We start from the raw sequence: 23,445 nt of genomic DNA, 5'->3' as shown, positions 1-23,445 counted from the left end.
GTCTCCTCACCTCCATTATTTACAAAAAATATGCTTGCCAATTTGCTTAATTTGCGGTCTTGTCCAAATCCAAGCACTTGTTGCTGTATCCGGGTTAAAATAATACAATGCGCCTGTCGATGGATCCCAGCCATTAATCGCATCTAAAACGGCTCTTTTCGATGTTTCATTTGGCGTCAACCAAATCTGGCCATCTGCAACGGCTGTAAAAGCTCGTGGCTCAAAAATAACACCAGAAACAGTATTCGGGAATGATGGACTATTTACCCGGTTTAAAATAACAGCCGCGACCGCGACTTGCCCTTCATAAGGTTCTCCACGCGCTTCACCATGAACAGCATTCGCCATTAAAGCAATATCATTTTGCGAAAAGCCAGCAGGAGTGTTTGTCGCCTTCGTTTGTGACTCCGTTTGTCCGGCAGTATTCGTTGTTCCACCGTAATGTGTAAATGGTTGTCCTTTTTGAATTTGCCCCATTACATAATCTTTCCGATATTCAGAGGCCTTTACAAGCCTGGCTTTCGTGTCCGCGCCAGCCAATCCATCGACTTTCATTCCAAATTCATATTGAAAGTTTCGCAGCCCCCAATATGTACCCCAGCCAAAGACACCATCAATTTTACCGTTATAAAAACCTAAATATTGTAGGCGTGCTTGGAGTTCTATCACGTCATCGCCAACAGCACCTTGTTGAATGACTTGATTCGTGAACGCCTTTGTATCATCAGGATGCTGGGCCGAAATCGTCAGGGCACATAAGAATAATACAAAGATCAGGCTCATTATTTTGCTATTCTTCATTTTTTGGAAACCCTCCAACATTTATTTTCTTAGAAAGTAGTTTTTGAAAAAAAAGGAGATTTATTCATACGAAAAAGCACAACCTTTTAAAAATGAAAAGGTTGTGCTTTTTCGTTATTGTATTTTTTTGTTAAAAGATGTGCTGCCTTTACCTTTTTTAATCCAAACCACCAAAGGAAAAACATAAAAGGGAATAAATAGTATAACCATTTTTCTTCAGCTAATAAAATATAGTCATACAGCCCATGTAATAGAAATGGAATAAAAAACGATAGAAACATCCAAATACGCCTGCGGTCTTGTCGATGAAATTTTGCCTTACCGAAATAATACCCCATGATAACACCGAATAAGGCATGGCTTGAAACCGGAAAGAGCGCACGACCAAACGCGAATTCCAACCCATTGGCAATTAAATACAAAATATTTTCCACCGTTGCAAACCCTAAGGACATGCTTGCACCATACACAATTCCATCATACGGTTCATCAAAATCGGCATGTTGATAAACAGCTAAAAATAGCATAAAGCATTTAAAAAATTCCTCAAGCAAAGCAGCCGAAAAAAAAGAGCTCAATATTTTGCTTTGAAATATACCCTCTACACCGATCACATACTGAATAAACATAATCGGAAACGTCATAATTGCCCCAAACATAAACACTTTAAAAACTGTAATAATTGGCTCCTGATCATACTGATCTTTTAAATAAAAATAACTAAGCAAGGCAAGTCCCGGAGCAATGCCTGCTGAAACAATGACAAGCATATGCAACTCTCTTTTCTTTCCGTTTCCCTTATCGTAACACGGATATTCGTGAAAGAACATTGGATATTTTTTGTAAGCTCAGTCAAAATTGAAAATTGATCCTTTTTAGAATCACTTTTAACTATTCATTCGTTAACAGCAGAGATTCTTCGTTTAATTGAATTGCTTTGGCAATTTGACTGCCGTGGAATCGTCCATTTTCAATGAAAATCTCATTTGCATTATTTCCAGCAGCAATCACTCCAGCGATAAAAAGATGAGGGACATTCGTTTCCATCGTATCTTCATTAAAGCTTGGTCTACCTGTTGAAGGATCAATAGCAACTCCCATATTTGTTAAAAACTGATGATCTGGATGATAGCCTGTCATCGCAAAAACGAAATCATTGGTGATTTCCCTTTCTTCGTCATTCACACTATACTTAAGCGTATTTTCTGTTATCTCTTTCACATGAGCATTGAATTCCATTTTTATTTCTCCGCTTTTCACAAGCGAAATAAATTCAGGGATGATCCATGGCTTAACGCTTGATGAATAATCCGCCCCTCGATAAATACAAGTGACACGAGCCCCGGCCTTATGCAATTCAAGAGCAGCGTCAACTGCTGAATTTTTTCCGCCAATGACTGCCACATCTGTATCAAAATAAGGATGGCCTTCTTTGAAATAATGGAGAACTTTATCAAGCTTTTCTCCAGGTACATTCATGTAATTAGGATGATCATAGTAACCAGTAGCAATGACAACATATGGCGTACCATAAATTTGTTTATTCGTTCTTACTGTAAAATAATCATGTTCCTCTCGCTTAACATGTTCAACCTTTTCAAAGCGGTGAATGCGCAATTCATGACTTTTCACGACCTCACGATAATAGGTTAATGCTTGATTTCGATATGGCTTACGTTCAACTGTAATAAATGGAACATCACCAATCGCCAGCTTTTCGCTGGAACTGAAAAACGTTTGGTGTGTTGGATATTGATAAATCGCATTTACAATATTTCCCTTTTCAATAACTAACGGATTTTTTCCTATCTTCTTTAAGGCAATTGCCGCTGCTAACCCACACGGCCCGCCACCAATGACAATACAATCTTCTTTTTGCAAAGCGTATACTCCCCTATCTAATCAATCATGTGAAAAATCTCCTAACCATAATGATAGGAGATTTCAAAAACGAGTGCAATGAAATTGTTCGAATTCAAATGTAATCGTTAATATATTTTTAAAAATATTGTTGGAATGTTTCAAATGCTTTATCATGACAAACCGCCATTCCATACTCATCTAAAATTGCTTCAGTGATGACTGTTGTTCTTCCGTATTCCTCGCACTGAGCTACTATCCCTTCTTGATAAGCATCGACAAATGTGAGGATGAGATAGTATGCTCCTTTGAACATGTATAGTGAACTTTTCAATTTGTACTTCGAGCCTATATCGATTGATTTCGAAAGCGAAATCCAATCTTCAATATCCATAAATTCAAAGACAACATGCTTTCGATCAGAATAACGTTTTTCATTATATGAAGGCAAATTAGATGATTCTACCGTTTCATCATCTAATGTGACGATTAAAACGAGCTCTTGCGAAGTTAAAGAATAAATCTCAATCGCAACTGCTTCACATTCGTCCAACTCAAATAATTTGCTTGCTTCATCAAGCATATCTTCAAATAAATCATCCCAAATATATGATTCTTTTAGCATTTCATCATGGATAAAGCCTTTCAGTGTCAATTCTTCAAATGTAATGGAATATTTAATTTGATTTGGTGATATCCGTTCCAGCTTCATGAAACCACCCCCTGAATATTGCTCTTATCTTCATATTATGAAGAGCGATGCGGATGGTTCATGACATTCGATGTTCCAATGTAATTAAATGCGCCTCTGGCTTTGCACCGAGCCGGAGTGGCAAAAGGGATGTTCCATATCCATTACTAACGAAAAGCGTCATCCCATTAATTTGTTTCACTCCTCCATGCTCATATGGTCCAAAGCCAAATAGACGAATCTGCCCTCCGTGTGTATGTCCAGATAGCATGAGTGAAACATCCTCTTCGTCACTAAATGTTTCAATAAACTTCGGATTATGAGCAAGTACAATCTTAAATGAAATATCCGCCATTTTGTTCAACATTACATCAATCCGTTCCGGATATTGTGACATATCATCAACACCAACGAATAGAATCTTCTCACCATTTCGCTCGAGTACTTCAGTTTTATTTTTCAGAATGATAACATCCAACGATTCTAGCAGCAAAGTAAACTCTCCATAGTTTAATTCGTAATCATTATTCCCCCAAATAAAATAGACTGGACCTAGCTGTTTTAGCAAGATAATATTCTCTTTCACCCGTTGTAAAGGAACTCCTTTTTCCGCTAAATCTCCACCAATGACAACTATATCAGTCTTATTTTTCGCACGCTCAATCAAAGATGGATGGATACGTCGACGATGAATATCAGAAATAAAAAAAATCGTAAGCTTTCCAAATTTTTTCGGAAAGGTACTGAATGATAGTTGCTCTTGTTTAAGATGATTAGAAAATGCCTGACAAAACATATAACACCCTAAGGCGATGATTCCAATGCAAAACATAATGATTACAACAACTTCCATCTAATCACCTATTTTTATCTATTTTCATTTCTTTACTATTATACAGGAAAAACGCGCAATTCAGAACGCGGAATGTAACCAAGCTATCTCCCATACAATGTAGCGAGGAATGGTAAAGGAGGTAATTAATATGCCAAGCTTTTATAGAACATATAAACCGTATATAAGCCCGTTTGATCCATGTCCGCCAATCACAACGAAAACATATTCCACACCGCCCAATTTATTTATGGGCTTTCAGCCGACCAACTTACCACAATTCACTCCACACGAAGCATTGAGAAAAGGCACGCTTTGGAAAGCTTTTTACGACCCGTATTACAGTCCATACGAACGAGCGAGAGAGGAGGAAAAGCAATGAGGCAAGTGCCTCCAGAATATTACAAGCAGCTTGAAGAACTGCAAACCGTTGATTTTGTCATTGTAGAATTAACGCTTTATTTAGATACACATCCTAATGACCAAGATGCGATCCAGCAATATAATACATTTGTTCATAAAAGAAAAGCAATTAAACGACAGTTTGAAAAAGATTTCGGAGCCTTAACGAACTTTGGATATAGCTATTCGCAATATCCGTGGGATTGGAAAGAAGCCCCTTGGCCATGGCAAGTTTAGCAATATTTTTATCATCAATTTCAGTGCTTAATCGGTAATTGTCTGATTAATTGAGGAATTCACGTTCCGCGCTTTAAATATGAGTAAGCAAGGAGGTTTTTCCGAAAATGTGGGTGTACGAGAAGAAGCTACAATACCCCGTTAGAGTAAGTCAATGCAATCCGATGCTCGCCAAGTTTTTGATCGAACAATATGGCGGAGCTGATGGCGAATTGGCCGCAGCGCTCAGATATTTAAATCAGCGCTATACGATTCCTGATAAAGTCATCGGTCTACTAACAGATATTGGGACCGAAGAGTTTGCACATCTCGAAATGATTGCGACGATGGTATACAAGCTGACAAAAGATGCGACCCCCGATCAGATGATCGCAGCCGGACTCGGTGCTCATTACGCCAATCACGAAAAAGCATTATATTATGAAAATGCCGGTGGAGTTCCATGGACGGCGACCTATATCCAAGCTAAAGGAGATCCGATTGCTGATCTTTATGAGGATATTGCGGCAGAAGAAAAGGCCCGGGCTACGTATCAATGGATCATTAATATGAGTGATGATCCTGATTTGAATGATGGTCTGCGCTTCTTACGAGAAAGAGAAATTATACATTCACAAAGATTTAGAGAAGCCGTTGAAATTTTAAAGGAGGAACGAGATCGGAAGAAGATTTTTTAATGGACAAATAATAAGAAAATGGCAAGCGCTGTTTAGCAACGTACAAGCTGCGCCAACAGGATGTTGGTGCGTCGGCGTTGCCACAGGAAGTAGGCAATCTTAGTCGACCGTCAATCGAGATAAAGGAAACAAGGAGAAGATTGAGCCAATGTTGACTTATCCCAAGAAAAAGAGCGAAGTTAGCTAGTCGCTGGGTGGCTGGCGCTAGACAAGAATATGCTACTTCAAAATGAAATCAACGAAAAATTTATACTTTCATTTTTTTATCAAAAAACATGAGTCTTTAAATAAAGGTAGCATATCCGCATGTGACTATTTTAAACAAGCAACGGGTCATTAGAAGACGCCTTATGGAATAAGTTTGCATTTTTTTTATCTCCATGAAAAAACGATTCATTTCCTTTTAGATCTCACTGAACTCCCAGTAAAATATGCCAGTTAGAAACACTGTGTCAGAACCAAAAAGTTATAATATATTATAATTTCAAATTAAAACTGCCCCTTACATTTCCACAAAATGAAGGGGTCTTTAGTATATTTAGTAATCCTTTTACACCTTTTTCACAAACTCTGACTTCAACTTCATCGCACCAAATCCGGCGATTTTGCAATCGATATTATGATCACCATCAACTAATCGGATGTCTTTTACCTTCGTTCCGATTTTAATGACCGATGAGCTTCCTTTTACTTTTAAGTCCTTAATAACAGTAACTGTATCCCCGTCTTTAAGCGGGTTACCGTTTGCATCTTTAAACAGCAATTCTGCATCCGTATTCGTCGTTTCTAAGCCCCATTCGTGTCCACACTCAGGGCACACGAATAAACCTCGATCCTCATATGTGTATGTTGATTGGCATTGTGGGCAAGTTGGTATATTTGACATCTTTTTTTCCTCCATCTGTTTATTGTCCGCGATCAAGCTTATATAGCATTTGATAGCGTTCATTTGTTTGAATTAGTTCCTCATGCGTTCCTTGAATCGCGATCCGCCCTTCATCTAAAAATAAAATCTCGTCTGCACGCTCGATCCCAATTAAGTGATGGGTAATCCAAATAATTGTTTTATCTTTTAATGCGCTGAAAATCGTTTCAATTAATTCATATTCTGTTTCAGGGTCTAAACCGACCGTTGGCTCATCGAGAATGACGATCGGCGTATTTTTCAATAAAATTCGTGCCAATGCAATTCGCTGTCTTTCTCCACCTGAAAAGCGCTGCCCCGTTTCCTCCATTTGCGTTTGCAAACCATTGGGGAGCGAGTGAATATACGTATCTAATTTTACTTGTTTCATCACAGATTCGATTTCTTCTTTTGTCGCTTCCTGATTGCCTAATCGTATATTATTTTCCACCGTTGTTGCGAATAAATAAGGTTTTTGATTCAATATTCCCATCATATCAGAAATATGTTCTCCATAATATACGGGTAGCTGATCATTGATCGATATTTTTCCCGCAGTAGGTCCAATTGCTCCTTGCAATAGTTGAAGTAAAGTTGATTTTCCTGCTCCACTTTTCCCGAGCAAGGCGATTTTTTTCCCGAAAGGAATGTATAATGAAAGATCGTGGATTGCATCCACTCCTTCCCCATTATACCGATAAAACAAATGTTCAATGGCAATATTCGCCTTTTCACTCGTTTGTATTTGTTTTTTCACTTCTTGTTCTTCAGGAACAAATTGCTGAATGGAATCAATCCTTTGAAGTGATTCATAATAAGCGGGAATTCGTTCAATTGCGTGCGAAAGTGGCAGCAATCCTTCAAGAATTGGCAAGGTAACCAATGTGAAGGCGGCAATATACGTTGGTGCGATCACACCTTGCTCAGCTTTAATCCCAGCCCAAAGTCCGACAAGTAAAACAAGGAAACCTGCGAAAATCTGCAATTGTAATTGGCGTGATTGGCTCCAATAGGCTAATTTCTTTTCAACACGATCACTCTTTCTATGCCCTTCCATAAAATCGCGAATCCATTGCTCTTTATTGCCGCTAATCATCCAATCGGTTAATCCAAAGATCGCATCCGTAAATAAACGGTACAAGTAAGCTCGTTTTTGCTTTGATTCTCTCTGTCTTTTTTTCAGCATATATAACGATATTAGCGGGTAAACGAACACGATTACACTTAAGCATAATCCGATCCAAATCGCGAATAACCAATCAAAAAGCGCCAACATTGTAATCGCGTAAACGAATAAACATAAGCCAATCACCGTTGGAAAAATCGTGCGAATGTAAACGTCCTGTAAATGTTCGATATCATCCGCTAAAGTTCCAAGTAAATCTCCTGTTTGAAAGCGGGAGCGAATAAATAATGCTTGGGGCTCAAGCATTCGATATAATTTCACACGTAGTTCAGATAAGATTTTTAACACCGCATTATGTCCAGCTAGACGCTCCAAATAGCGGGCAACAGCGCGTGATAAACCGAATGTGCGCACGCCGACAATCGGGACATACAAAAGCAAGATCGTTGCCGGCATTTCCGAGGCTCGAGAAATTAAATAGCCAGAAGTAAAAGTTAACATTGCCCCTGATAAAACAGATAAACATCCTAGGAAAATCGTTACACCGATTAAACCTTTGTATTTTTTTACATATGGCATAATATAAGCTTGAAATAAATTCATTGCTTCATTCCCCTTTGATGAGCATGGATGAGGCGTTTATAAACCGTCGCGTTTTCAGCCAATTGCTCATGTGTTCCTGTTTCAACAATTTGCCCATTATCAATCACGAAAATCATGTCCATATCCTTCATCCAATGCAAGCGATGAGTGGCAAAAAAGACAAGCTTATCGTTTAATATCGGAAGCATCATTTCTTTTAACTCATGCTCGGTTTCAATATCTAGATGGGCAGTTGGTTCATCAAAAATGAGAACGGGACGTTTTTGCAGCAATGAGCGGGCAAGTGCAACTCGCTGCTCTTCTCCCCCGCTTAATGTTCTCCCTCCTTGACCAATCTTTTCAGCAAGTCCGTTTGGAAATCTCGCGATTAATTGTTCGAGCCCTGTCATTTTACAAACATGTTCAATCTCTGTCCGTTTCGCATTCGGTTCATAAAAACTAATATTTTCTGCAATCGTTCCAGAAAAAATGTATGGATGCTGTGGAATATACGTCACTTGATCATACCAACTTTTCAATGTTAAATGTGAAACATCAACACCATCGATTGAGATAGATCCAGCCGTTGGTTGTGTAAACCCAGATATGATATCGATCAATGTTGATTTCCCGGCACCTGAGGCACCGACAATGCCAATTTTTTGAAATCCTTTCACGTGCAGATCGATCTTTCGTAATATGTCGCGCCCCTCTTCTGAACGCTTATGAATTTGACTGAACTGCATTTCACTGTTATTCGTCCATCTCGGGACATTTTCAGTTTGAGTCTGAACAATTGTTTTCTCAGCTAGCAAACGATGGATTTGCTCCCCCGCTTCTTTACCATCCATTGTTGCATGATAATCATTGCCAAGATCACGAACAGGCTGAAAATACTCCGGGGCTAATATTAAGATCACTAATGCGGCTTCAAGACCAATCTGTCCATGAATAAGACGCAATCCCAGCTCAACCGCAATGACCGCAACAGATAAGCTTGTAAAGAAGTCCAATGAAAACGTAGATAAAAAAGCGACGCGCAACGTACGGTTCGTCGCAATTCGGTATTTATTACTAACAATTTCAATTGATTTTTGGTGCGACTTGCTTCGTCCTAAATATTTTAGCGTGACAAGTCCGCGCAAAGAATCAACAAAATGTCGCGATAATAAACGATACGTGTCCAATTGCGCATCAATTTGTTTTTGTGCGGCAAAGCCGAGTAGTATTAAAAAGGCGATTAAAATCGGGAAAACAATCGCAAGAATGATCCCGGACATTCGATCGACAGTAAAAATGGCTAAAAATAATGACAGCGGGATGATTCCGATCGATATGAAGCGAGGAATAAATAATTGTAAATACGTTTTAAATTGGGAAACGCCTTCTAATGATAGTGTAATGAGATTTCCTGATCCATGTTTGCCAACAGTGCGTGGGCCAAGTTCAAATATTTTTCGGATAAGCTGCTCTTGAAATGAAGCAGCTGTTTTTTCGGCAAACTGATAAGCGAGTCGTTCTTTTCCCCATTGGATAAAATGCCGTAAACTATATGCGATCAAAAATATAAAAAACGAAGGCAGGACTGCCTGTAATACAGTCCCATGGAATAATTGTGTAATTGCCTTCGCTAAAAATAATGCTTGGAAAATGACCGCAGCTGCTTGAGCGAGCGTCAATACCCCAACGAAAGCCATTATTTTTTTACTACCTTTATAACGCAATAAATGTTTGTCCATTAGTATTCTAGCTGCCCCTTATCTGTCACACGCTTACGGAAAACATAGTAGCTCCAAATCGTATAGGCGAGAACAATCGGGATCATTGTCGCCGCCACAATCGTCATAATCTTAAGCGAATAATCCCCTGATGCTGCTTCATAAATCGTCATATGATAAGCGATGTCTAATGAACTGATCATGACATTTGGGAATAACGAGATAAAGAAAGTGGTCATAACAAGAATAATCATCAATCCGGTCATCGTAAAACTAAGTCGTTCAGATTTATTACGTAAAAGAAAGAATAATAAGCTATATAACAATAGAACGATCACATAGATCGGGATTAATATATACCCTTTTTCAGAAAAAGCATCGGTATATGCGGCGGTTAATACGGTAAAAGCGACGAGGATCATACCGCTAACCACGTAAATTTTTTGCGCCTCTTTTCTAGCGCGTTCACGAATAGAGCCGGTCGTTTTTAAACTAATAAACATCAGTCCATGCAAATAGCTTAATGCAACGAACGCAAGTCCACCAACAATCGTATACACATTAACAATATCAAAAAAGCCTGCATACATATTCATCTGTTCATCAATTGGCAAACCTTTAATTAAGCTCGAAAACATGACACCGAGTAAAAATGGCGGTAAAATACTGCCAATGAAAATCGACCAATCCCATGTTTGCACCCACCGCTTGGAATCAACCTTCCCTCTAAATTCAAAAGCAACACCTCTTGCAATAAAAGCAAGTAAAAGAAGAACGAACGGTAAATAATAGCCGCTGAATAATGTCGCATACCAATGAGGAAATGCAGCAAACATTGCCCCACCTGCTGTAATTAGCCAAACTTCATTCGCATCCCAAAATGGTCCAATCGTATTGATAAGCACACGCTTTTCGAGATCATTTTTAGCGAGAAACTTTGTACTCATTCCAACACCGAAGTCAAACCCTTCAAGAAACATAAATCCTACGAATAAAACACCGATTAATACAAACCATATTTCACTTAACTGCATGTTCCATCCCTCCTGTTTCAAACGGGTCTGATGCTGAGACATCATCTTTACGTTTTTCATGCGGTCCTTGCTTGATCACCCGAATAAATAAATAGACCATCGCAATAGCGAGTAATGTATAGATCGTCGAGAAGGAAATAAGTGAAAATAAGATTTGTCCGGCTGATACGTTCGGAGAAACCGCGTCCTCTGTTTTCATCAACCCATTGACCACCCATGGCTGCCGGCCAATTTCGGACATGATCCATCCAAATGAATTCCCAATAAACGGAAGGAATATTGCAGGAACGAGCCATTTTAAATATTTTGTACTAAAAACTAGCTTTTTTCGATAGGATAAATATAAGCCGGTTAAGCTTAGTAATAGTAAGACGCCTCCCGTTCCAGCCATAATGCGGAAGCTCCAAAAAGTTGTTTTAACAGGAGGCATATAATTACCTTCACCAAACTGCTCCTCATATCTTGCTTGTAATGTGTTCATTCCTTCTACTTTACCTTTAAATTCACTAAATGCTAAATAACTTAATAAATAAGGAATTTCAACTCTGCTTGTGCTTTCCTTATTTTCAACATCAATATTGGCAATGAGCGTCCATGCGGCCGGATCTCCACTATCTTCCCATAACCCTTCTGCTGCCGCCATTTTCATTGGCTGTGCATGCATTAAATATGTTGCTTGGGAATGGCCGGAAAAAGCAAGGCCAAGCCCGGAAATTAAACCAAGTACAAGTGAGATGTTCATTGACTTCTTAAAGAAGTCAACATCTCTTTTCTTTAACATGTTCCATGCACTCACACCAATGATAAAGAACGCACCTGTTGCAAAACTACCGAAAACAGTGTGTGGAAATGCAACCCATAATTTTTCGTTTGTAAGCAAAGCGATAATATCATTCATTTCCGCCCGCCCATTTTGAATAATAAAACCGACGGGATTGTGCATGAAGGAGTTAGCGGCTAGAATCCAAAAGGCTGAAGCGATCGTTCCGATTGAAACGAGCCAAATACATGCTAAATGAATTTTTTCCGGCAGGCGATTCCAGCCAAACACCCAAAGACCGATAAATGTCGATTCCATAAAAAAGGCTAACAATGCCTCAACTGCTAATGGTGCTCCAAAAATATCTCCGACAAATCTAGAATAAGTGGACCAATTCATCCCAAATTGGAATTCTTGAATAATCCCTGTAACAACTCCAACTGCAAAATTAATTAGGAAAAAAACACTCCAAAACTTCGTCATCTTTAAATAAACTTCATCTCTTTTTATAACATACATCGTCTGCATGATCGCAATTAATAATGCTAGACCGATTGATAAAGGTACGAAGATAAAATGAAACAATGTTGTAGAAGCAAATTGAATTCTTGCTAACAAGACTGCATCCATATATGTATCCCTCCAAATTTCCATCGATACTACTAGTATAACTATGGAGGGTGTTTTGTTTGTGAACTTTCAAACAAAGTTTTGTTACAAATTAAGTAACTCTGTATTATTACTTTTTTATGTCTGTTATATAAACTTCACAATTCGTTCAATATTCGATTTTAACAACGCTGTTACAGTAATAATTATTGTTAATTGTAACAGATTAAACTTAATTATCCATTTCAATTAGCCACTTTGATAGTAGTGTGGAGAAATTGTCAAATCTACAGTTGATATTCCCCTTCACCATTAGCAGAACAAAAGCGCAAGCGCCCGTTTAGCGCGTACTTCCTTTCGCGATTCTGACGAGATTCTATGGGATCAATGGCTAAAACCGCCACATCCTTTGGCAACGCCGTTGTGACCTGCATCGTGCAGGCACACGTCCAATAATGAGTCGATGTTGACTTATCGTTGGAAGAAGAGTGAAGTTTGCTAGTCGCTGAGCGACTGGAGCTAGACGTAGATTGCTCCAGTCGAAATTGTCCACAAGCAAGTATTTGACATAGTACGCTAGATAACAAATAAGCGCTTGGAAAAAAATCATCTCCAAGCGTTTTTAACGTCTATATTTTTTTGTTTTTTATTTTTCACCCTAACGATGTCATCTTCTTTTGTTACCAATCGTTCGCTCAATAATATCAAATCAAAAATACGAACGCTAGCAACTGCAAATGACTCGCTCCGGAAATATACTTCGCTAAGGTATTGCATTGTTCACCAATGGGAATGGATCACTTTAGCTATGTCCCAGCCTCTACTGTATCTTTATAAAAACTGAACTATTTATTTTACTGCTGTTGAAGGGAATCAAAATCAATGATTCGATCACATAGTCGATTCATTAGCTTTGCTTCATGACTAACGACAATGATTCCCATATTTCGTTGCTTTGCAATATCAAGAACGGCGTGCCAAATTTGTGCCTGAGTAATGGCATCGAGCATCGTCGTCATTTCGTCGGCAATTAAAATACGAGTATCTGGGCCTAATGCTCGAGCAACGCAAAATCGTTGTAACTCTCCGCCAGATAGCTCATTTGGCCAACGTTTTAACCACGCTTGCTCAATCCCTAATTTGTTCAGCAATTCTTGATCAGGCTTCCATCCTTCTTGAAGACTTTTCTCCATTTTCCAACGTGGATTAATTGCTTTTTCCGGATGCTGAAAGACGAGTTGAATCGGATGATATCCTTTTTGAGCGATGTCCTCCCCATTAAAAGTGATCGTTCCTTCGTTTGCTTTTTCAAACCCAGCTAATATACGGCAGAAGCTCGTTTTCCCACGGCCACTCGGCCCGGTTATACCGACTATTTCTCCCGGTGATAATGTAAAATCAACGCCACGGAATAGCCAAGGGCCATTTCCATAACGAAATCCGACTCCCTTTGCTTCAAGTTGCATATATACACCTCACCGTTCCATTACGCAGCTCCCTCATTTCCGGTTGTGCTTTCGAGCAATCTGCCGTTGCAAGCGGACAGCGCAGTGCAAATAAACACCCTGATGGCAATGCACTTGAAAGTGGCTGTGAACCAGAAATTGGAATAAAGTCATTTTGCGGTAACGCACGCCATAATGCTTTGCTGTACGGATGGCGCAATGCCTCCCCCTGATCGGAGAAATCTTCGACTGGAGCAATTTCGACGGTTGTGCCTGCATAAAAAACCGCGATTTTATCAGCGATTTGTAATGCTGATTCAATATCATGCGTAATGAGCATAACCGCACAGCCAGCATCAGCCAGTTCACGAAAATGGCTTAATGCTTCTTTTATGACGATAGGGTCAAGGCCAGGCGTAGGTTCATCAGCGATGATTACCTTTGCTCCGCTTACAACTGCCGTTGACAGTAGCGTTCTTCTTGCCATACCCCCAGATAGTTGAAACGGGTACATACGCTCAACCTCTTGTTGTAGATGATAACGCTGAAACACGTCTCTCTGCGCTGCTACTGGATCTGCTCCGTTCACCGCTGTGCGCACTTGCTTACCAACGCGCATAAGCGGATCTAAATAATTCACAGATTGTGGAATAAGAGCAATCTCTTTCCCTCTTAATGCCGCCTGCCGATCAGCTGTTAACTTCTCACCCATATAACTGATCGAACCGTTAATACGTGCATTATTCGGAAGAATACCAAGTATGGCGTGCGCAAGCAAGCTTTTCCCTGACCCACTTGCTCCTACGACCGCAAGAATTTCTCCCTCTTCTAGTGCTACATCTAAACTCGATATAACTCGGTATGTTTTGCGTTTTAAACCGCTCGTATATTGCGTAAACGATACCGATAATTGTTCAACTTTAAGAACGGACATTGAAAACCTCCTCTTACTTCAAATCATTCATGGGCCCTTATTGGATCGATCAGAAGGCGTAATTGTTCCCCAATCAGATCAAACGTCCGCACGATGATTAATAAACAAAGCCCCGGAAAAAACGCAAGCCACCACATGCCTGAAGATAAGTACTTCATTGATTCTGATAAAATAATTCCAATGGCTGGTTCATGCGGTGACAACCCTAAGCCTAAAAATGTTACGGCCGCTTCATGTAAAATGACATGAGGAAATAAAAGCATAAAACCAATGATAACTTGCGGCAAAATATGTGGGAATATATGATGGAATGCAATCCAGATACGCGGTTTTCCCATTTTTCGTGAAATTTGCACATATTCCGCTGAACGAACTTGCATCACTTCCGCCCGAATGACCCTAGCAAGACTTGGCCAATGCGTAAGCATTAAACCAATGACGATCCCCTTCAATCCACCGCCTAATGTAAACGCAATAAGAATGAGCGTAACGAGATGCGGCACGCTTAGAAAAAGATCGATAAGCCAGGAAATAAAACGGTCGGTCATTTTCCCCATTGTAGCAGCCCCCATGCCGAGAAGAAAAGCGATCGTTGCACTACCAATTGCACCGATTAGACCAACTTGAATACTTAAAGACAAGCCCTTCATCGTACGTGTAAACATATCTCTTCCTAACCAGTCCGTGCCAAATAAATGGGCGAACGATGGGGCTGCGTTTCGCTGATCAAGATTTGACGCAATCTTTCCTTCATCCAGAAAGGTACTTAATAAGAAAATACTGATTAAAAAAACAACGGCAATTATAATCGTAATGACCGTCTTCCGTCTTCGATTGATTTTGAGGGATGAGATCATACGGTTTTCTCCTCCCTCATCCGTGGATCTAAAACAAGATAAATAAAATCAGCAAGAAGATTACCACCAAAAACAAAAATGGAACTAAAGAGAACAAGACCTAATAAAAGCGGAACATCTCCTCTTAATCCCGCTTCAACCGTTGCCTGACCTAAACCCGGATAAGAAAATACTTGCTCAGCCAGCACTGCACCACCGAATAGTTCGCTAAATCCGGCAAATTGAAGTGTAATAGCAGGCAGCGCAACATTGCGCAATCCATGTCTCCAAAATAAGACGAAGCCGCGCTCTCCTCGCGCTCTAGCGAATAATATATAGTCACTAGCGAGCACATCAACTAATTTTTGACGAGTGTGAAGGGCAACGTTTGCTACCCCAATCATACTCAATGTCAGTGCAGGTAGAATGAGATGTTCAATGCGATCAAGCAGCGTCACATCATGCGCAAGCACCCCGGCGGGAACTCCTAGACCAACTGGAAACCAACGGAGCCAGACGGCAAAAACAATGAGAATAAGCAGCCCCATCCAAAACGTCGGCGTTGAGGCTAGTGTATAACAATACCATTTAATCAAGCGATCGATCCATGTATCTTTTTTCATCGCCGCAAAAATCCCCATCACAAAGCCAATAATTCCTGATAATAGCCAAGCGATCGCCATAAGTGCGAGAGAATTCAAAAATCGTTCGCCGATTATATCAGCGACGGGCCGACGGTAAATCATTGAAGTCCCTAGATCACCCGCGAGCAAAGCGGAACCCCAGTTCAAAAACTGGGTCATGAGCGGTTGATTAAGCCCCCAATATTCCGCAATTTTCTCGCGCTGCTCTGGTCCAACCTTTAACATATCGGCACCGATATACGCTTGGATTGGATCGATCGGAGAATTTTTAATTAATAGAAAGGAAATCAGACAAATGGCGAATAATAAAGTTGCCATTCGCAAGCCTTTCAACAAAATAAACATCGCTATCCTTTTAAACATGTTGTTGCGCACTGTTACTTACTCCACTTCCAATCGACGATATTATCTGTCGCTGGCCACCCATGACCATGTACATGAATTCTTTGTTCTCCAATATCTAATCCATCCTTTACTAAGTATAGATGGTCAATATTTACGAGCCAAGCCCAAGCAGCGTCACCTTTTGCACTGTATCCCGTCGTTCCGTCCCATTGTGCTTTTTTCCAAAACTCTATCGCTTCGTTTTCTGTTGAAGCACCTAATGCTTGATGAAAATAGTTATCAACCGTTTCATTTTTATAAAAGCCAGTATTATAATAATCTACTCCAGCATTTTCACTGCCATAAATATTGTACATTTCATGAGGATCATGACTGCCCCAGCCCATTAAAACCGGGCTTGAGTACATGTTTTTCCCTATGATATCCCAACTTGCTCCTTCAAGATTTACCTGAATTCCTAAAGGTTTTACCATATCCGCAACTGTGATCGCAAGCGATTGTCTAATCACATCACTCGCTGGATAATATAGGCTGAATTCAGCCTTCAAACCATCTTTTTCAATGATGCCGTCACCATCCGTATCACTCCATCCGGCTTCTTCCAGCAACTGTTGAGCAGTATCCATATCGGCATCTTCAATTACCGTTTCGGGATTCCACCAAGGTAGCTGATCAACGGAAGTGTATGCCGGTGTTCCATAGCCTTCTAACACACCATCGACAAGTGCTTGACGGTCAACCGCGATATTAATCGCCTGACGTATCGCCAAATCTGCCGTTACATCATTTCCGATTGGTAAACCATCTTCTGTGACCTCTCCTGATTTTACAACCGGAAAAGCAACCCCTCGATTATCAACTGTTTTTATTGCTTCAAGTCTCATACCGGCAACCTCTTTTTGGCTGAATGCTGCGGGAATATAAGCAATATCAACCTCTCCTGACTGAGCAGCAGCAAATGCCGCATCCTCGCCTAAAAATAAAAAGGTTAGCTTTTTAAAATAAGGGCTTTTTTCGTAATACTCCGGGTTGGCCTCAACAATTAATTGCTGCCCTTTATCCCATTGAACGAGCTTATATGGACCGGAACCGATTGGATTTTCCGCATAATCCGCCGAATAAGCATGCTTAGGAACAATTCCTGTTGCAGCTAACGTATTAACAAACGTTGATTGAGGCTCTTTCAACGTAAACTTAACTATATGTTCATCGATCGCCTCCACCTTTTCCAATATATTCAAATCAACAACAGATCCATTTGACTGCGCCGTTTCAAATGTAAAAACAACATCCTCCGCTGTTAATGGCTCTCCATCTGAAAATTTCACATCATCCCGTAAAGTTACCGTCCATGTCTTTCTATCTTGTTCATCGACTTCATAGCCTGTCGCAAGATCATTGACAATTTGAAGTTGGTCATCTCTTTTCAATAATGTGCTCTGAAATAATGGTGATCCATAGCGTCCCCATCCTGTTGTCGGATCAAATCCCGCTTCAGGCTCAGAGCCAAAGGCTAAAACGAGTTCATCTTTTTCATTTTTGTTATTTTTATTACTATCATCATTTTGTTGATTTGCTTGATTACAACCAACTAGCATAAAAATGACTAGTATTATAATTCCAATAAATTTTTTACCCATTTCCTTCCCCTCCGTCAATTGCTTAAATATGTTCAATCGGTGCAACTGTAAATTTTCCGTATTGCACACCTCTTAAACTTGTTAATTTATTGCTTAGTTGCTGAATTTCTTTTGCTTTCCCTTTAACAATAATCAGCTCAAGACAATTCGAATGATCCAAATGAAAATGCGTTGTGGCAATGATATTATCATGCATGCTATGTTGAATATTTGTCATTTCATCTAGCAAATTGCGCTGATGGTGATCGTAAAATAAAAGAATCGATCCTGCTACAACTTGCTCATCTTTTTCCCAAGAATGTTGAATAAGCGCATCACGTACAAGATCACGTACAGCTTCTGAGCGATTTTCGTACCCTTTATCACTCACTAAACGATCAAACTTTTGCAATAACTGTCCTTCCATCGACACGCTAAATCTTTTTAATGTAGAATGGTCCATACTAACTTTCCTCCCCCAGTAACACGATAACTAACTTTCGTAACACGATCGTGCATAACTATGTAAAAACAAACAATAATCATACTTTATCATCTTATATTTATGAAATCAATTCTTACTTCTTATGAAGGAAGCAAGTAACATTTTTATTCCCATTCGTAACACAAAAAAGACAATCCAACTTTTATATAGAAGCTGGATTGTCTTTATATTACTGCTTAGAATTTTGGCGTTTTGTTGGATGGATCGCTTTTTCTAAATCCTCAGCAGCAATCATCGGTTTAATCGTATCACTGTTCGGTTTTCCCTTCTGGCTATATCCCTTATCCCTTTTGCTACTCATATGCCATTTCCTCCTTTTCTTGCCGTTCATATATATGATGGAGGAAAACAGGTGCACTCATTCATGGCTAAAAATAGCAGTTCTCATTTATTTCCGTTTCATTTGCTTTCATGGTAAAGATTGATGTCATATTGCTTTTTTAGATGGGCATATATCGTGTGGCGATTTCGCCATCTTTCTTCTTTCCATAAATCTTTGCTTTTATCAATGATTTCACAGCGAAGATCATGAAATTCTTTTTCAGCCTTCTCTTTTTTATCAAAGTAAATTTTAACAGCACCAAACAGAATGCATCCAATCAAGCCAAGATAGAAGAACAATGATTGACTCAATAGAATAGAAATTGTATCAAGGACAGATTGCTGATTCGTCCCAACGAGATGTGTGTACACATAATAGAAAGCGGAGATGCTATACATTGTTGCGAAAGTTAATAAAATAAAATGAATGGTTTTGTAGCGATTTGATTTTAATTTTTTCTTAATAAGATTTTGCAACATTTGATTTGTTGCTTCGTCCACTTCCTTCTCGCGGATAATGGAATCCATCTTCAACGCCCCCAGCTCTTATCCCGAAAATCAATAACGGAATGAAGCGTGTACTTCACTTCATCATATGAGCTAGTCCATTAATTTATGATTCATTCATCGAGAGGAATGACTAATCGTTGTCCCACGGAAATCTCATTTTCAACGATGCCGTTTGCTTGGCGGATCTTTTCAATCCCACTTTGGCTATTGTAATAGTGGTTAGAAATTCGATAAAGGGTTTCTCCGGCTTGAACGGTATGATAAACCGTCTTTGCTTGTTTTTGCTCTTTTTCAGCCTGTTCCTTCGCGATTCGTTCTTCTTCCGCCCTTTTCTCCTCTTCCTCTTTTTTCTTCATTGCTTCTTCTTCAGCTTTTCGTTCTGCTTCTTCCTCAGCCTTTTGTTTGGCTTCTTCTTCGGCTTTTTGCTTCGCTTCCTCTTCTGCTTGTCGCTCCGCTTCTTCCCGATCAGCTTGCTCAGCTTTTTCTTTTTCCTTAGCGTCAATAGCTGGTTTCTTCTCAAAGGAAATATGTTCTCCAACACGACTCGTGTTAGCTGCTTGAGATGGCTGCTGCTTCGCAAAGTAAGAATATGAATAATATATAATTGGCAATAAAAGCAGAAGGATTAATAAAATAAACGGAATCGAAATTTTTATTTTTTTTGATTGCTTTTTATCCATATTTTTTTTACGCGTTTTTCTTTTTTTATATTTATGTCCGTGAAGTTCAACCCTTGATGCTGTTCCATTTGACTTCTCAGCATCGTCCTTGGACTCATACGGTGTATATTTTTTATCTTTATCCATATTTTATCCCTTTCTTATGTTTGTGATATCCGCTTGCTTATATAAAGACCGAGAATAAAATCAATTGTAAAATGCATAGCGATGACAGGTAAAAGCAAGTGGCCAGACATTGAATAAATGAGACCAATCCAAAAGCTTAACACGACTACATTTACGATTAAAAACCAATGCCGCCAATAGCGCATATGAATAAATGCGAATATGAGACTAGCAGCAATGATACCTACTTTCGTTTGAATGATTCCTCTAAAAAGGATTTCTTCTGAACAAGCGACAAGCAATGCAATAAGCGCAATCTTCCAAACTGGCATATTTTGAAATAGTTTCTCGTTAATCCCCCCATCATCATAATACTTGTGCGGGAGAACTTTCCATAAAATCATATCGATTGCAGCTACGATCAATCCACTGAATATGCCAATGAAAATCCAAAATCCATCCAAACGAAGATGTGGAAGGATATCCGCAAATGGACGGAACAGAAAAAACCCTAATCCAAATGCAATGACCAATATGATAGCTTGTGATAAATACAGTTGTAGTTGTAATTGGTTTGGAGTCATTTGTTGTATAAGCTGTTCTTGCTTTTTAAGATTCATATTGATTTACCAGCAATTGCTGAAGAATCCCTTCCCATGTAATTGTCTGTTCTTTCATTGATTCTTCCGACTCCTTATACATATTTAGCTGTAGCCCACAGCGATCACAGCATACATCTTGTTTTTCGCTGAAGCTTTCATCAAACATCGTTAATATATGTTGTCTTCGGCAATTTATTGCTTCAATCCACTGTTTCATTTCGTTTACTTTGCTTATTTTATGAGCCATTCGCTGATTTCTTGCTTTCAGAACACGATCAATTGAATGGTTAGAATGAATACTCGGATCAAAATAATGTTCCATAAAACGGAGCTGCGTCTCTGTCGCTTCGAGATCATGTTTATTTTGCAAAGCGGCAAATGTTTGTATTTGCCAATCCGTTGGGAGTTCATAATCCATGAGCTGATAATGTATTTGCTCATCTCCTTGACAATACAATAAGATCGCGACGCTTTTCTTCCCATCTCGGCCAGCACGACCGATTTCCTGTACATATGATTCAAGTTGGTTGGGCATATGAAAATGAATAACAAAACGGATATTGTCTTTATTGACTCCCATGCCAAATGCGCTTGTAGCACAGATAATTTGGAGTTGATCATGTAAAAATTGCTGTTGAATTAATATTCGCTGCTCTTGCTCCATCCCTCCGTGATAAGCCGCGACACCTTTGATCCCTAGTGTACGCAAATCGTCTGCCATCTCTTCCGCTAATCGCTTGCTTGAAAAGTAAATAATTCCTGGTTTGCGTAAATATTGTACGAGTTCTAGCACTCTTTGTTTCTTTTCATCTAACCCATTAATCTTTTCCACAACCATACTTATATTCGGACGATCGACACTATATATGAACTCTTCAGCATGTTCCAGCTGCAAACATTTTTTTATATCTTCCCTTACTTCACGGGCAGCCGTTGCTGTTAACGCTAATAATGGCGGGTTTCCAAGTTCATAACGAATCGTTCCTAATTGTAAGTAGTCGGGACGGAAATCATGCCCCCATTGAGAAATACAATGGGCTTCATCTATGACAAATAATGAAATCTCAATCTCTTTTAATTTTGCCCTCACGTACGGAAGGTTTAGCATTTCAGGAGATAGATATAGAAAACGATATTGAGCAAGCCGTTTTAAAACCTCGCTTCTTTCATGTTGTGTAAGAAAAGAATTCAAGGCTACTACCCTTTTTTCTCCAATCATGTTTAATTGTTCGACTTGATCTTGCATTAATGAAATAAGTGGTGAAACGATCAAAACCGTCCCTTCTAATAAATATCCGGGCAACTGAAAGCAAAGCGATTTGCCAGTTCCAGTCGGTAGCATGGCCAGCACATCATTTTTGCCTAGGACGGCTTCGATAATTTCTTTTTGGCCTTTTTTAAATTGTGAAAAGCCAAAAACATCTTTTAATACTTCATACGTTCTCATTCTCTATCTCTCCTAATCTAGCTAAAACGAGGCGAATTTGAAAATAAGAGACATCGTTGATTTCTTCTTTTATCGGTTTTAGCTTTTTCCTTCCTAACCGCTTAGCTGCATGAGTAATTTTCTCTTGTAATGCTTCGCTTATGAATGGTGCAATTGAAAAAGACGGATCTGTTAAAGCAATTTCAATAATATGATCTTCAATCGTACTCACTCGAAGATTGCGCATATGAGCGATTTGTTCAATCGATATTTCTTTTCGCAAGTATTCATACGTTTCGAGCGTTGATTTCGTATACGGGATCATTTGAAATACGTCGGAAATCATTGCGTAAAAAATCGGATAGACTGTACGTTGATTAACTGCTTGCTGAATAATATAGTGGAGCCCATTTAAAAAGCGGTAATGATATTCTGACTGTTCGAGCTGTAAATGTTCAGCCGTTTGCTTACTCGTCATCCCAATGAATCCATAACCACTTAACCTCGCGATAATTACGAGCGGATTTTCAGGAAAAGGGTGAGAAAAAAGCGTATGTATTTCCTGATATAGTGAATGAATGAGCGTAGTTCGACAGCTTGAATTTGTCTTTAAAAATTGTTTTACCCATGCATAAACGTCAGGGTCACGTTGAATCGTTTGATAGCGTTTATTCCGATAATGCAAGTGAGAAACGACTTGAACGAGTAACGTCATTCTTTTCCATAGTAAAATGGCTGCATCTTGATATTTCCAACCATTTACATAAGTTGGAATAGAACGATGAGAAAAAAATTCATTGATGGCTATCGTACCAGCATTCGTAACGGTTCCTGTTTGCATCTCCTCATCCATTTCAACATATGCTTTATTAATTAACTCTCGTACGATTTCATCAAAGTGAGCTCGTTTCATTTGTGGAACGGTTTTAAAGAGGTGTTCAAGCTGAAACAGGTGGGCGTCTTGTATCGTTTGTGATGATTTTTTCCCATTGAGCAAATGATAGACGGAATAGGTTGTGCGCTCCGCATTTATCGTTCTCAAACAGTCCATGATCACCGCTTGTAAGAAAGTCATAACAATCGCTTCCCCTAGCTATATTTCCCTTAATTTTACCATGAATTCATTTTTTCGACTATATTCATTGAATGCTTCCAATAAATTCGAAAATTATTGACAAACTTGTCTAATTTTCTTTCCTAAAATCAATTAAAGTTGAAATGTTCATTTAACAGTATTAAA

General features: G+C 39.3%; 25 protein-coding genes. 3 read left to right on the top strand and 22 right to left on the bottom strand.

Annotated features, from left to right (window positions below):
* Positions 1-15 precede the first annotated feature (15 nt).
* The 5 genes from sleB to KHA95_RS16905 form a co-directional block, all read right to left on the bottom strand.
* On the bottom strand, positions 16-801 hold the full coding sequence (gene sleB, locus KHA95_RS16925) for a spore cortex-lytic enzyme (RefSeq protein ID WP_213138739.1): 786 nt from the start codon (positions 799-801) through the stop codon (positions 16-18).
* Between the two features lie 86 nt (positions 802-887).
* Positions 888-1,571 carry a glutamic-type intramembrane protease PrsW gene (prsW, locus tag KHA95_RS16920; protein ID WP_213138738.1) on the bottom strand — a complete coding sequence of 228 codons (684 nt, stop codon included), beginning with the start codon at positions 1,569-1,571 and terminating at the stop codon, positions 888-890.
* 121 nt (positions 1,572-1,692) lie between these two features.
* Entirely contained in the window at positions 1,693-2,682 is a 990-nt protein-coding gene (locus KHA95_RS16915) for a YpdA family putative bacillithiol disulfide reductase (RefSeq protein ID WP_213138737.1), read from the bottom strand.
* Positions 2,683-2,800: 118 nt separating this feature from the next.
* Positions 2,801-3,373 carry an adaptor protein MecA gene (locus tag KHA95_RS16910; RefSeq protein ID WP_213138736.1) on the bottom strand — a complete coding sequence of 191 codons (573 nt, stop codon included), beginning with the start codon at positions 3,371-3,373 and terminating at the stop codon, positions 2,801-2,803.
* Positions 3,374-3,431: 58 nt separating this feature from the next.
* Positions 3,432-4,205, bottom strand: a complete 774-nt coding sequence (locus tag KHA95_RS16905; RefSeq protein WP_213138735.1) for a metallophosphoesterase — start codon at positions 4,203-4,205, stop codon at positions 3,432-3,434.
* 130 nt (positions 4,206-4,335) lie between these two features.
* Between KHA95_RS16905 and KHA95_RS16900 the strand changes: the two genes are divergently transcribed.
* From KHA95_RS16900 to KHA95_RS16890, 3 genes are all read left to right on the top strand, one after another.
* Positions 4,336-4,566, top strand: coding sequence for a spore coat associated protein CotJA (locus tag KHA95_RS16900; protein ID WP_213138734.1), 231 nt, complete (start codon positions 4,336-4,338; stop codon positions 4,564-4,566).
* Complete coding sequence (locus KHA95_RS16895) at positions 4,563-4,823, top strand: spore coat protein CotJB (RefSeq protein WP_213138733.1); 261 nt, start codon at positions 4,563-4,565, stop codon at positions 4,821-4,823. Before KHA95_RS16900 ends, KHA95_RS16895 begins: the two co-directional genes overlap by 4 nt.
* 107 nt (positions 4,824-4,930) lie before the next feature.
* Positions 4,931-5,500: a manganese catalase family protein gene (locus tag KHA95_RS16890; protein WP_213138732.1), complete on the top strand. Its 570-nt coding sequence runs from the start codon at positions 4,931-4,933 to the stop codon at positions 5,498-5,500.
* A gap of 550 nt (positions 5,501-6,050) precedes the next feature.
* On the opposite strand, the gene KHA95_RS16885 is transcribed toward KHA95_RS16890, so the two are convergent.
* The 17 genes from KHA95_RS16885 to KHA95_RS16810 all read right to left on the bottom strand — a co-directional run bounded on the left by KHA95_RS16885 (position 6,051) and on the right by KHA95_RS16810 (position 23,280).
* A complete protein-coding gene (locus KHA95_RS16885; protein WP_213138731.1) occupies positions 6,051-6,386 on the bottom strand; it encodes a zinc ribbon domain-containing protein YjdM in 336 nt (111 codons plus the stop codon).
* Positions 6,387-6,405: 19 nt separating this feature from the next.
* Complete coding sequence (gene cydC, locus KHA95_RS16880) at positions 6,406-8,133, bottom strand: thiol reductant ABC exporter subunit CydC (RefSeq protein ID WP_213138730.1); 1,728 nt, start codon at positions 8,131-8,133, stop codon at positions 6,406-6,408.
* On the bottom strand, positions 8,130-9,851 hold the full coding sequence (gene cydD, locus KHA95_RS16875) for a thiol reductant ABC exporter subunit CydD (RefSeq protein ID WP_213138729.1): 1,722 nt from the start codon (positions 9,849-9,851) through the stop codon (positions 8,130-8,132). The genes cydC and cydD overlap by 4 nt, the downstream gene beginning before the upstream one ends.
* Entirely contained in the window at positions 9,851-10,864 is a 1,014-nt protein-coding gene (gene cydB / locus KHA95_RS16870) for a cytochrome d ubiquinol oxidase subunit II (protein ID WP_213138728.1), read from the bottom strand. Before cydB ends, cydD begins: the two co-directional genes overlap by 1 nt.
* Positions 10,851-12,254 carry a cytochrome ubiquinol oxidase subunit I gene (locus KHA95_RS16865; protein WP_213138727.1) on the bottom strand — a complete coding sequence of 468 codons (1,404 nt, stop codon included), beginning with the start codon at positions 12,252-12,254 and terminating at the stop codon, positions 10,851-10,853. Before KHA95_RS16865 ends, cydB begins: the two co-directional genes overlap by 14 nt.
* A gap of 833 nt (positions 12,255-13,087) precedes the next feature.
* The gene (locus KHA95_RS16860; RefSeq protein ID WP_213138726.1) at positions 13,088-13,699 is read right to left on the bottom strand and encodes an ABC transporter ATP-binding protein; all 612 of its coding nucleotides are present in this window, start codon (positions 13,697-13,699) and stop codon (positions 13,088-13,090) included.
* Positions 13,689-14,612, bottom strand: a complete 924-nt coding sequence (locus KHA95_RS16855) for an ABC transporter ATP-binding protein (protein WP_213138725.1) — start codon at positions 14,610-14,612, stop codon at positions 13,689-13,691. Before KHA95_RS16855 ends, KHA95_RS16860 begins: the two co-directional genes overlap by 11 nt.
* Positions 14,613-14,635: 23 nt before the next feature.
* Positions 14,636-15,469, bottom strand: coding sequence for an ABC transporter permease (locus KHA95_RS16850; RefSeq protein WP_213138724.1), 834 nt, complete (start codon positions 15,467-15,469; stop codon positions 14,636-14,638).
* The gene (locus KHA95_RS16845; protein ID WP_213138995.1) at positions 15,466-16,410 is read right to left on the bottom strand and encodes an ABC transporter permease; all 945 of its coding nucleotides are present in this window, start codon (positions 16,408-16,410) and stop codon (positions 15,466-15,468) included. Before KHA95_RS16845 ends, KHA95_RS16850 begins: the two co-directional genes overlap by 4 nt.
* 59 nt (positions 16,411-16,469) lie before the next feature.
* Positions 16,470-18,077 carry an ABC transporter substrate-binding protein gene (locus KHA95_RS16840; RefSeq protein ID WP_213138723.1) on the bottom strand — a complete coding sequence of 536 codons (1,608 nt, stop codon included), beginning with the start codon at positions 18,075-18,077 and terminating at the stop codon, positions 16,470-16,472.
* 22 nt (positions 18,078-18,099) lie between these two features.
* A complete protein-coding gene (nikR, locus tag KHA95_RS16835; RefSeq protein ID WP_213138722.1) occupies positions 18,100-18,519 on the bottom strand; it encodes a nickel-responsive transcriptional regulator NikR in 420 nt (139 codons plus the stop codon).
* Positions 18,520-18,730: 211 nt separating this feature from the next.
* Positions 18,731-18,862: a hypothetical protein gene (locus KHA95_RS23200; RefSeq protein WP_283248181.1), complete on the bottom strand. Its 132-nt coding sequence runs from the start codon at positions 18,860-18,862 to the stop codon at positions 18,731-18,733.
* Between the two features lie 98 nt (positions 18,863-18,960).
* On the bottom strand, positions 18,961-19,410 hold the full coding sequence (locus tag KHA95_RS16830) for a DUF2663 family protein (RefSeq protein ID WP_213138721.1): 450 nt from the start codon (positions 19,408-19,410) through the stop codon (positions 18,961-18,963).
* Between the two features lie 92 nt (positions 19,411-19,502).
* Positions 19,503-20,198 carry a LysM peptidoglycan-binding domain-containing protein gene (locus tag KHA95_RS16825; RefSeq protein WP_213138720.1) on the bottom strand — a complete coding sequence of 232 codons (696 nt, stop codon included), beginning with the start codon at positions 20,196-20,198 and terminating at the stop codon, positions 19,503-19,505.
* A 14-nt stretch (positions 20,199-20,212) separates the two neighbouring features.
* Positions 20,213-20,797, bottom strand: coding sequence for a CPBP family intramembrane glutamic endopeptidase (locus KHA95_RS16820; RefSeq protein ID WP_213138719.1), 585 nt, complete (start codon positions 20,795-20,797; stop codon positions 20,213-20,215).
* Entirely contained in the window at positions 20,787-22,226 is a 1,440-nt protein-coding gene (locus KHA95_RS16815) for a RecQ family ATP-dependent DNA helicase (RefSeq protein ID WP_213138718.1), read from the bottom strand. Before KHA95_RS16815 ends, KHA95_RS16820 begins: the two co-directional genes overlap by 11 nt.
* A complete protein-coding gene (locus tag KHA95_RS16810) occupies positions 22,213-23,280 on the bottom strand; it encodes a YpbB family protein (protein ID WP_213138717.1) in 1,068 nt (355 codons plus the stop codon). The genes KHA95_RS16815 and KHA95_RS16810 overlap by 14 nt, the downstream gene beginning before the upstream one ends.
* Between the last annotated feature and the right edge of the window lie 165 nt (positions 23,281-23,445).

The sequence above is a fragment of the Bacillus sp. FJAT-50079 genome, assembly GCF_018343515.1.
Taxonomy (GTDB): domain Bacteria; phylum Bacillota; class Bacilli; order Bacillales; family Bacillaceae_C; genus Lederbergia.
Note: the sequence above shows the minus strand (reverse complement) of the source record. Positions and strands in the feature narration are given on the sequence as shown.

What these genes read in the sequence shown, in the direction of transcription:
- KHA95_RS16850 (WP_213138724.1), bottom strand. Translation starts at nt 15,469, where the DNA reads ATGATCTCATCCCTCAAAATCAATCGAAGACGGAAGACGGTCATTACG.
- KHA95_RS16855 (WP_213138725.1), bottom strand. Translation starts at nt 14,612, where the DNA reads ATGTCCGTTCTTAAAGTTGAACAATTATCGGTATCGTTTACGCAATAT.
- cydD (WP_213138729.1), bottom strand. Translation starts at nt 9,851, where the DNA reads ATGGACAAACATTTATTGCGTTATAAAGGTAGTAAAAAAATAATGGCT.
- KHA95_RS16910 (WP_213138736.1), bottom strand. Translation starts at nt 3,373, where the DNA reads ATGAAGCTGGAACGGATATCACCAAATCAAATTAAATATTCCATTACA.
- KHA95_RS16810 (WP_213138717.1), bottom strand. Translation starts at nt 23,280, where the DNA reads ATGACTTTCTTACAAGCGGTGATCATGGACTGTTTGAGAACGATAAAT.
- KHA95_RS23200 (WP_283248181.1), bottom strand. Translation starts at nt 18,862, where the DNA reads ATGAGTAGCAAAAGGGATAAGGGATATAGCCAGAAGGGAAAACCGAAC.
- KHA95_RS16825 (WP_213138720.1), bottom strand. Translation starts at nt 20,198, where the DNA reads ATGGATAAAGATAAAAAATATACACCGTATGAGTCCAAGGACGATGCT.
- KHA95_RS16845 (WP_213138995.1), bottom strand. Translation starts at nt 16,410, where the DNA reads ATGGCAACTTTATTATTCGCCATTTGTCTGATTTCCTTTCTATTAATT.
- nikR (WP_213138722.1), bottom strand. Translation starts at nt 18,519, where the DNA reads ATGGACCATTCTACATTAAAAAGATTTAGCGTGTCGATGGAAGGACAG.
- prsW (WP_213138738.1), bottom strand. Translation starts at nt 1,571, where the DNA reads ATGCTTGTCATTGTTTCAGCAGGCATTGCTCCGGGACTTGCCTTGCTT.
- KHA95_RS16890 (WP_213138732.1), top strand. Translation starts at nt 4,931, where the DNA reads ATGTGGGTGTACGAGAAGAAGCTACAATACCCCGTTAGAGTAAGTCAA.
- KHA95_RS16860 (WP_213138726.1), bottom strand. Translation starts at nt 13,699, where the DNA reads ATGCAACTTGAAGCAAAGGGAGTCGGATTTCGTTATGGAAATGGCCCT.
- cydC (WP_213138730.1), bottom strand. Translation starts at nt 8,133, where the DNA reads ATGAATTTATTTCAAGCTTATATTATGCCATATGTAAAAAAATACAAA.
- KHA95_RS16830 (WP_213138721.1), bottom strand. Translation starts at nt 19,410, where the DNA reads ATGGATTCCATTATCCGCGAGAAGGAAGTGGACGAAGCAACAAATCAA.
- KHA95_RS16885 (WP_213138731.1), bottom strand. Translation starts at nt 6,386, where the DNA reads ATGTCAAATATACCAACTTGCCCACAATGCCAATCAACATACACATAT.
- KHA95_RS16815 (WP_213138718.1), bottom strand. Translation starts at nt 22,226, where the DNA reads ATGAGAACGTATGAAGTATTAAAAGATGTTTTTGGCTTTTCACAATTT.
- sleB (WP_213138739.1), bottom strand. Translation starts at nt 801, where the DNA reads ATGAAGAATAGCAAAATAATGAGCCTGATCTTTGTATTATTCTTATGT.
- KHA95_RS16865 (WP_213138727.1), bottom strand. Translation starts at nt 12,254, where the DNA reads ATGGATGCAGTCTTGTTAGCAAGAATTCAATTTGCTTCTACAACATTG.
- cydB (WP_213138728.1), bottom strand. Translation starts at nt 10,864, where the DNA reads ATGCAGTTAAGTGAAATATGGTTTGTATTAATCGGTGTTTTATTCGTA.
- KHA95_RS16905 (WP_213138735.1), bottom strand. Translation starts at nt 4,205, where the DNA reads ATGGAAGTTGTTGTAATCATTATGTTTTGCATTGGAATCATCGCCTTA.
- KHA95_RS16900 (WP_213138734.1), top strand. Translation starts at nt 4,336, where the DNA reads ATGCCAAGCTTTTATAGAACATATAAACCGTATATAAGCCCGTTTGAT.
- KHA95_RS16840 (WP_213138723.1), bottom strand. Translation starts at nt 18,077, where the DNA reads ATGGGTAAAAAATTTATTGGAATTATAATACTAGTCATTTTTATGCTA.
- KHA95_RS16820 (WP_213138719.1), bottom strand. Translation starts at nt 20,797, where the DNA reads ATGAATCTTAAAAAGCAAGAACAGCTTATACAACAAATGACTCCAAAC.
- KHA95_RS16895 (WP_213138733.1), top strand. Translation starts at nt 4,563, where the DNA reads ATGAGGCAAGTGCCTCCAGAATATTACAAGCAGCTTGAAGAACTGCAA.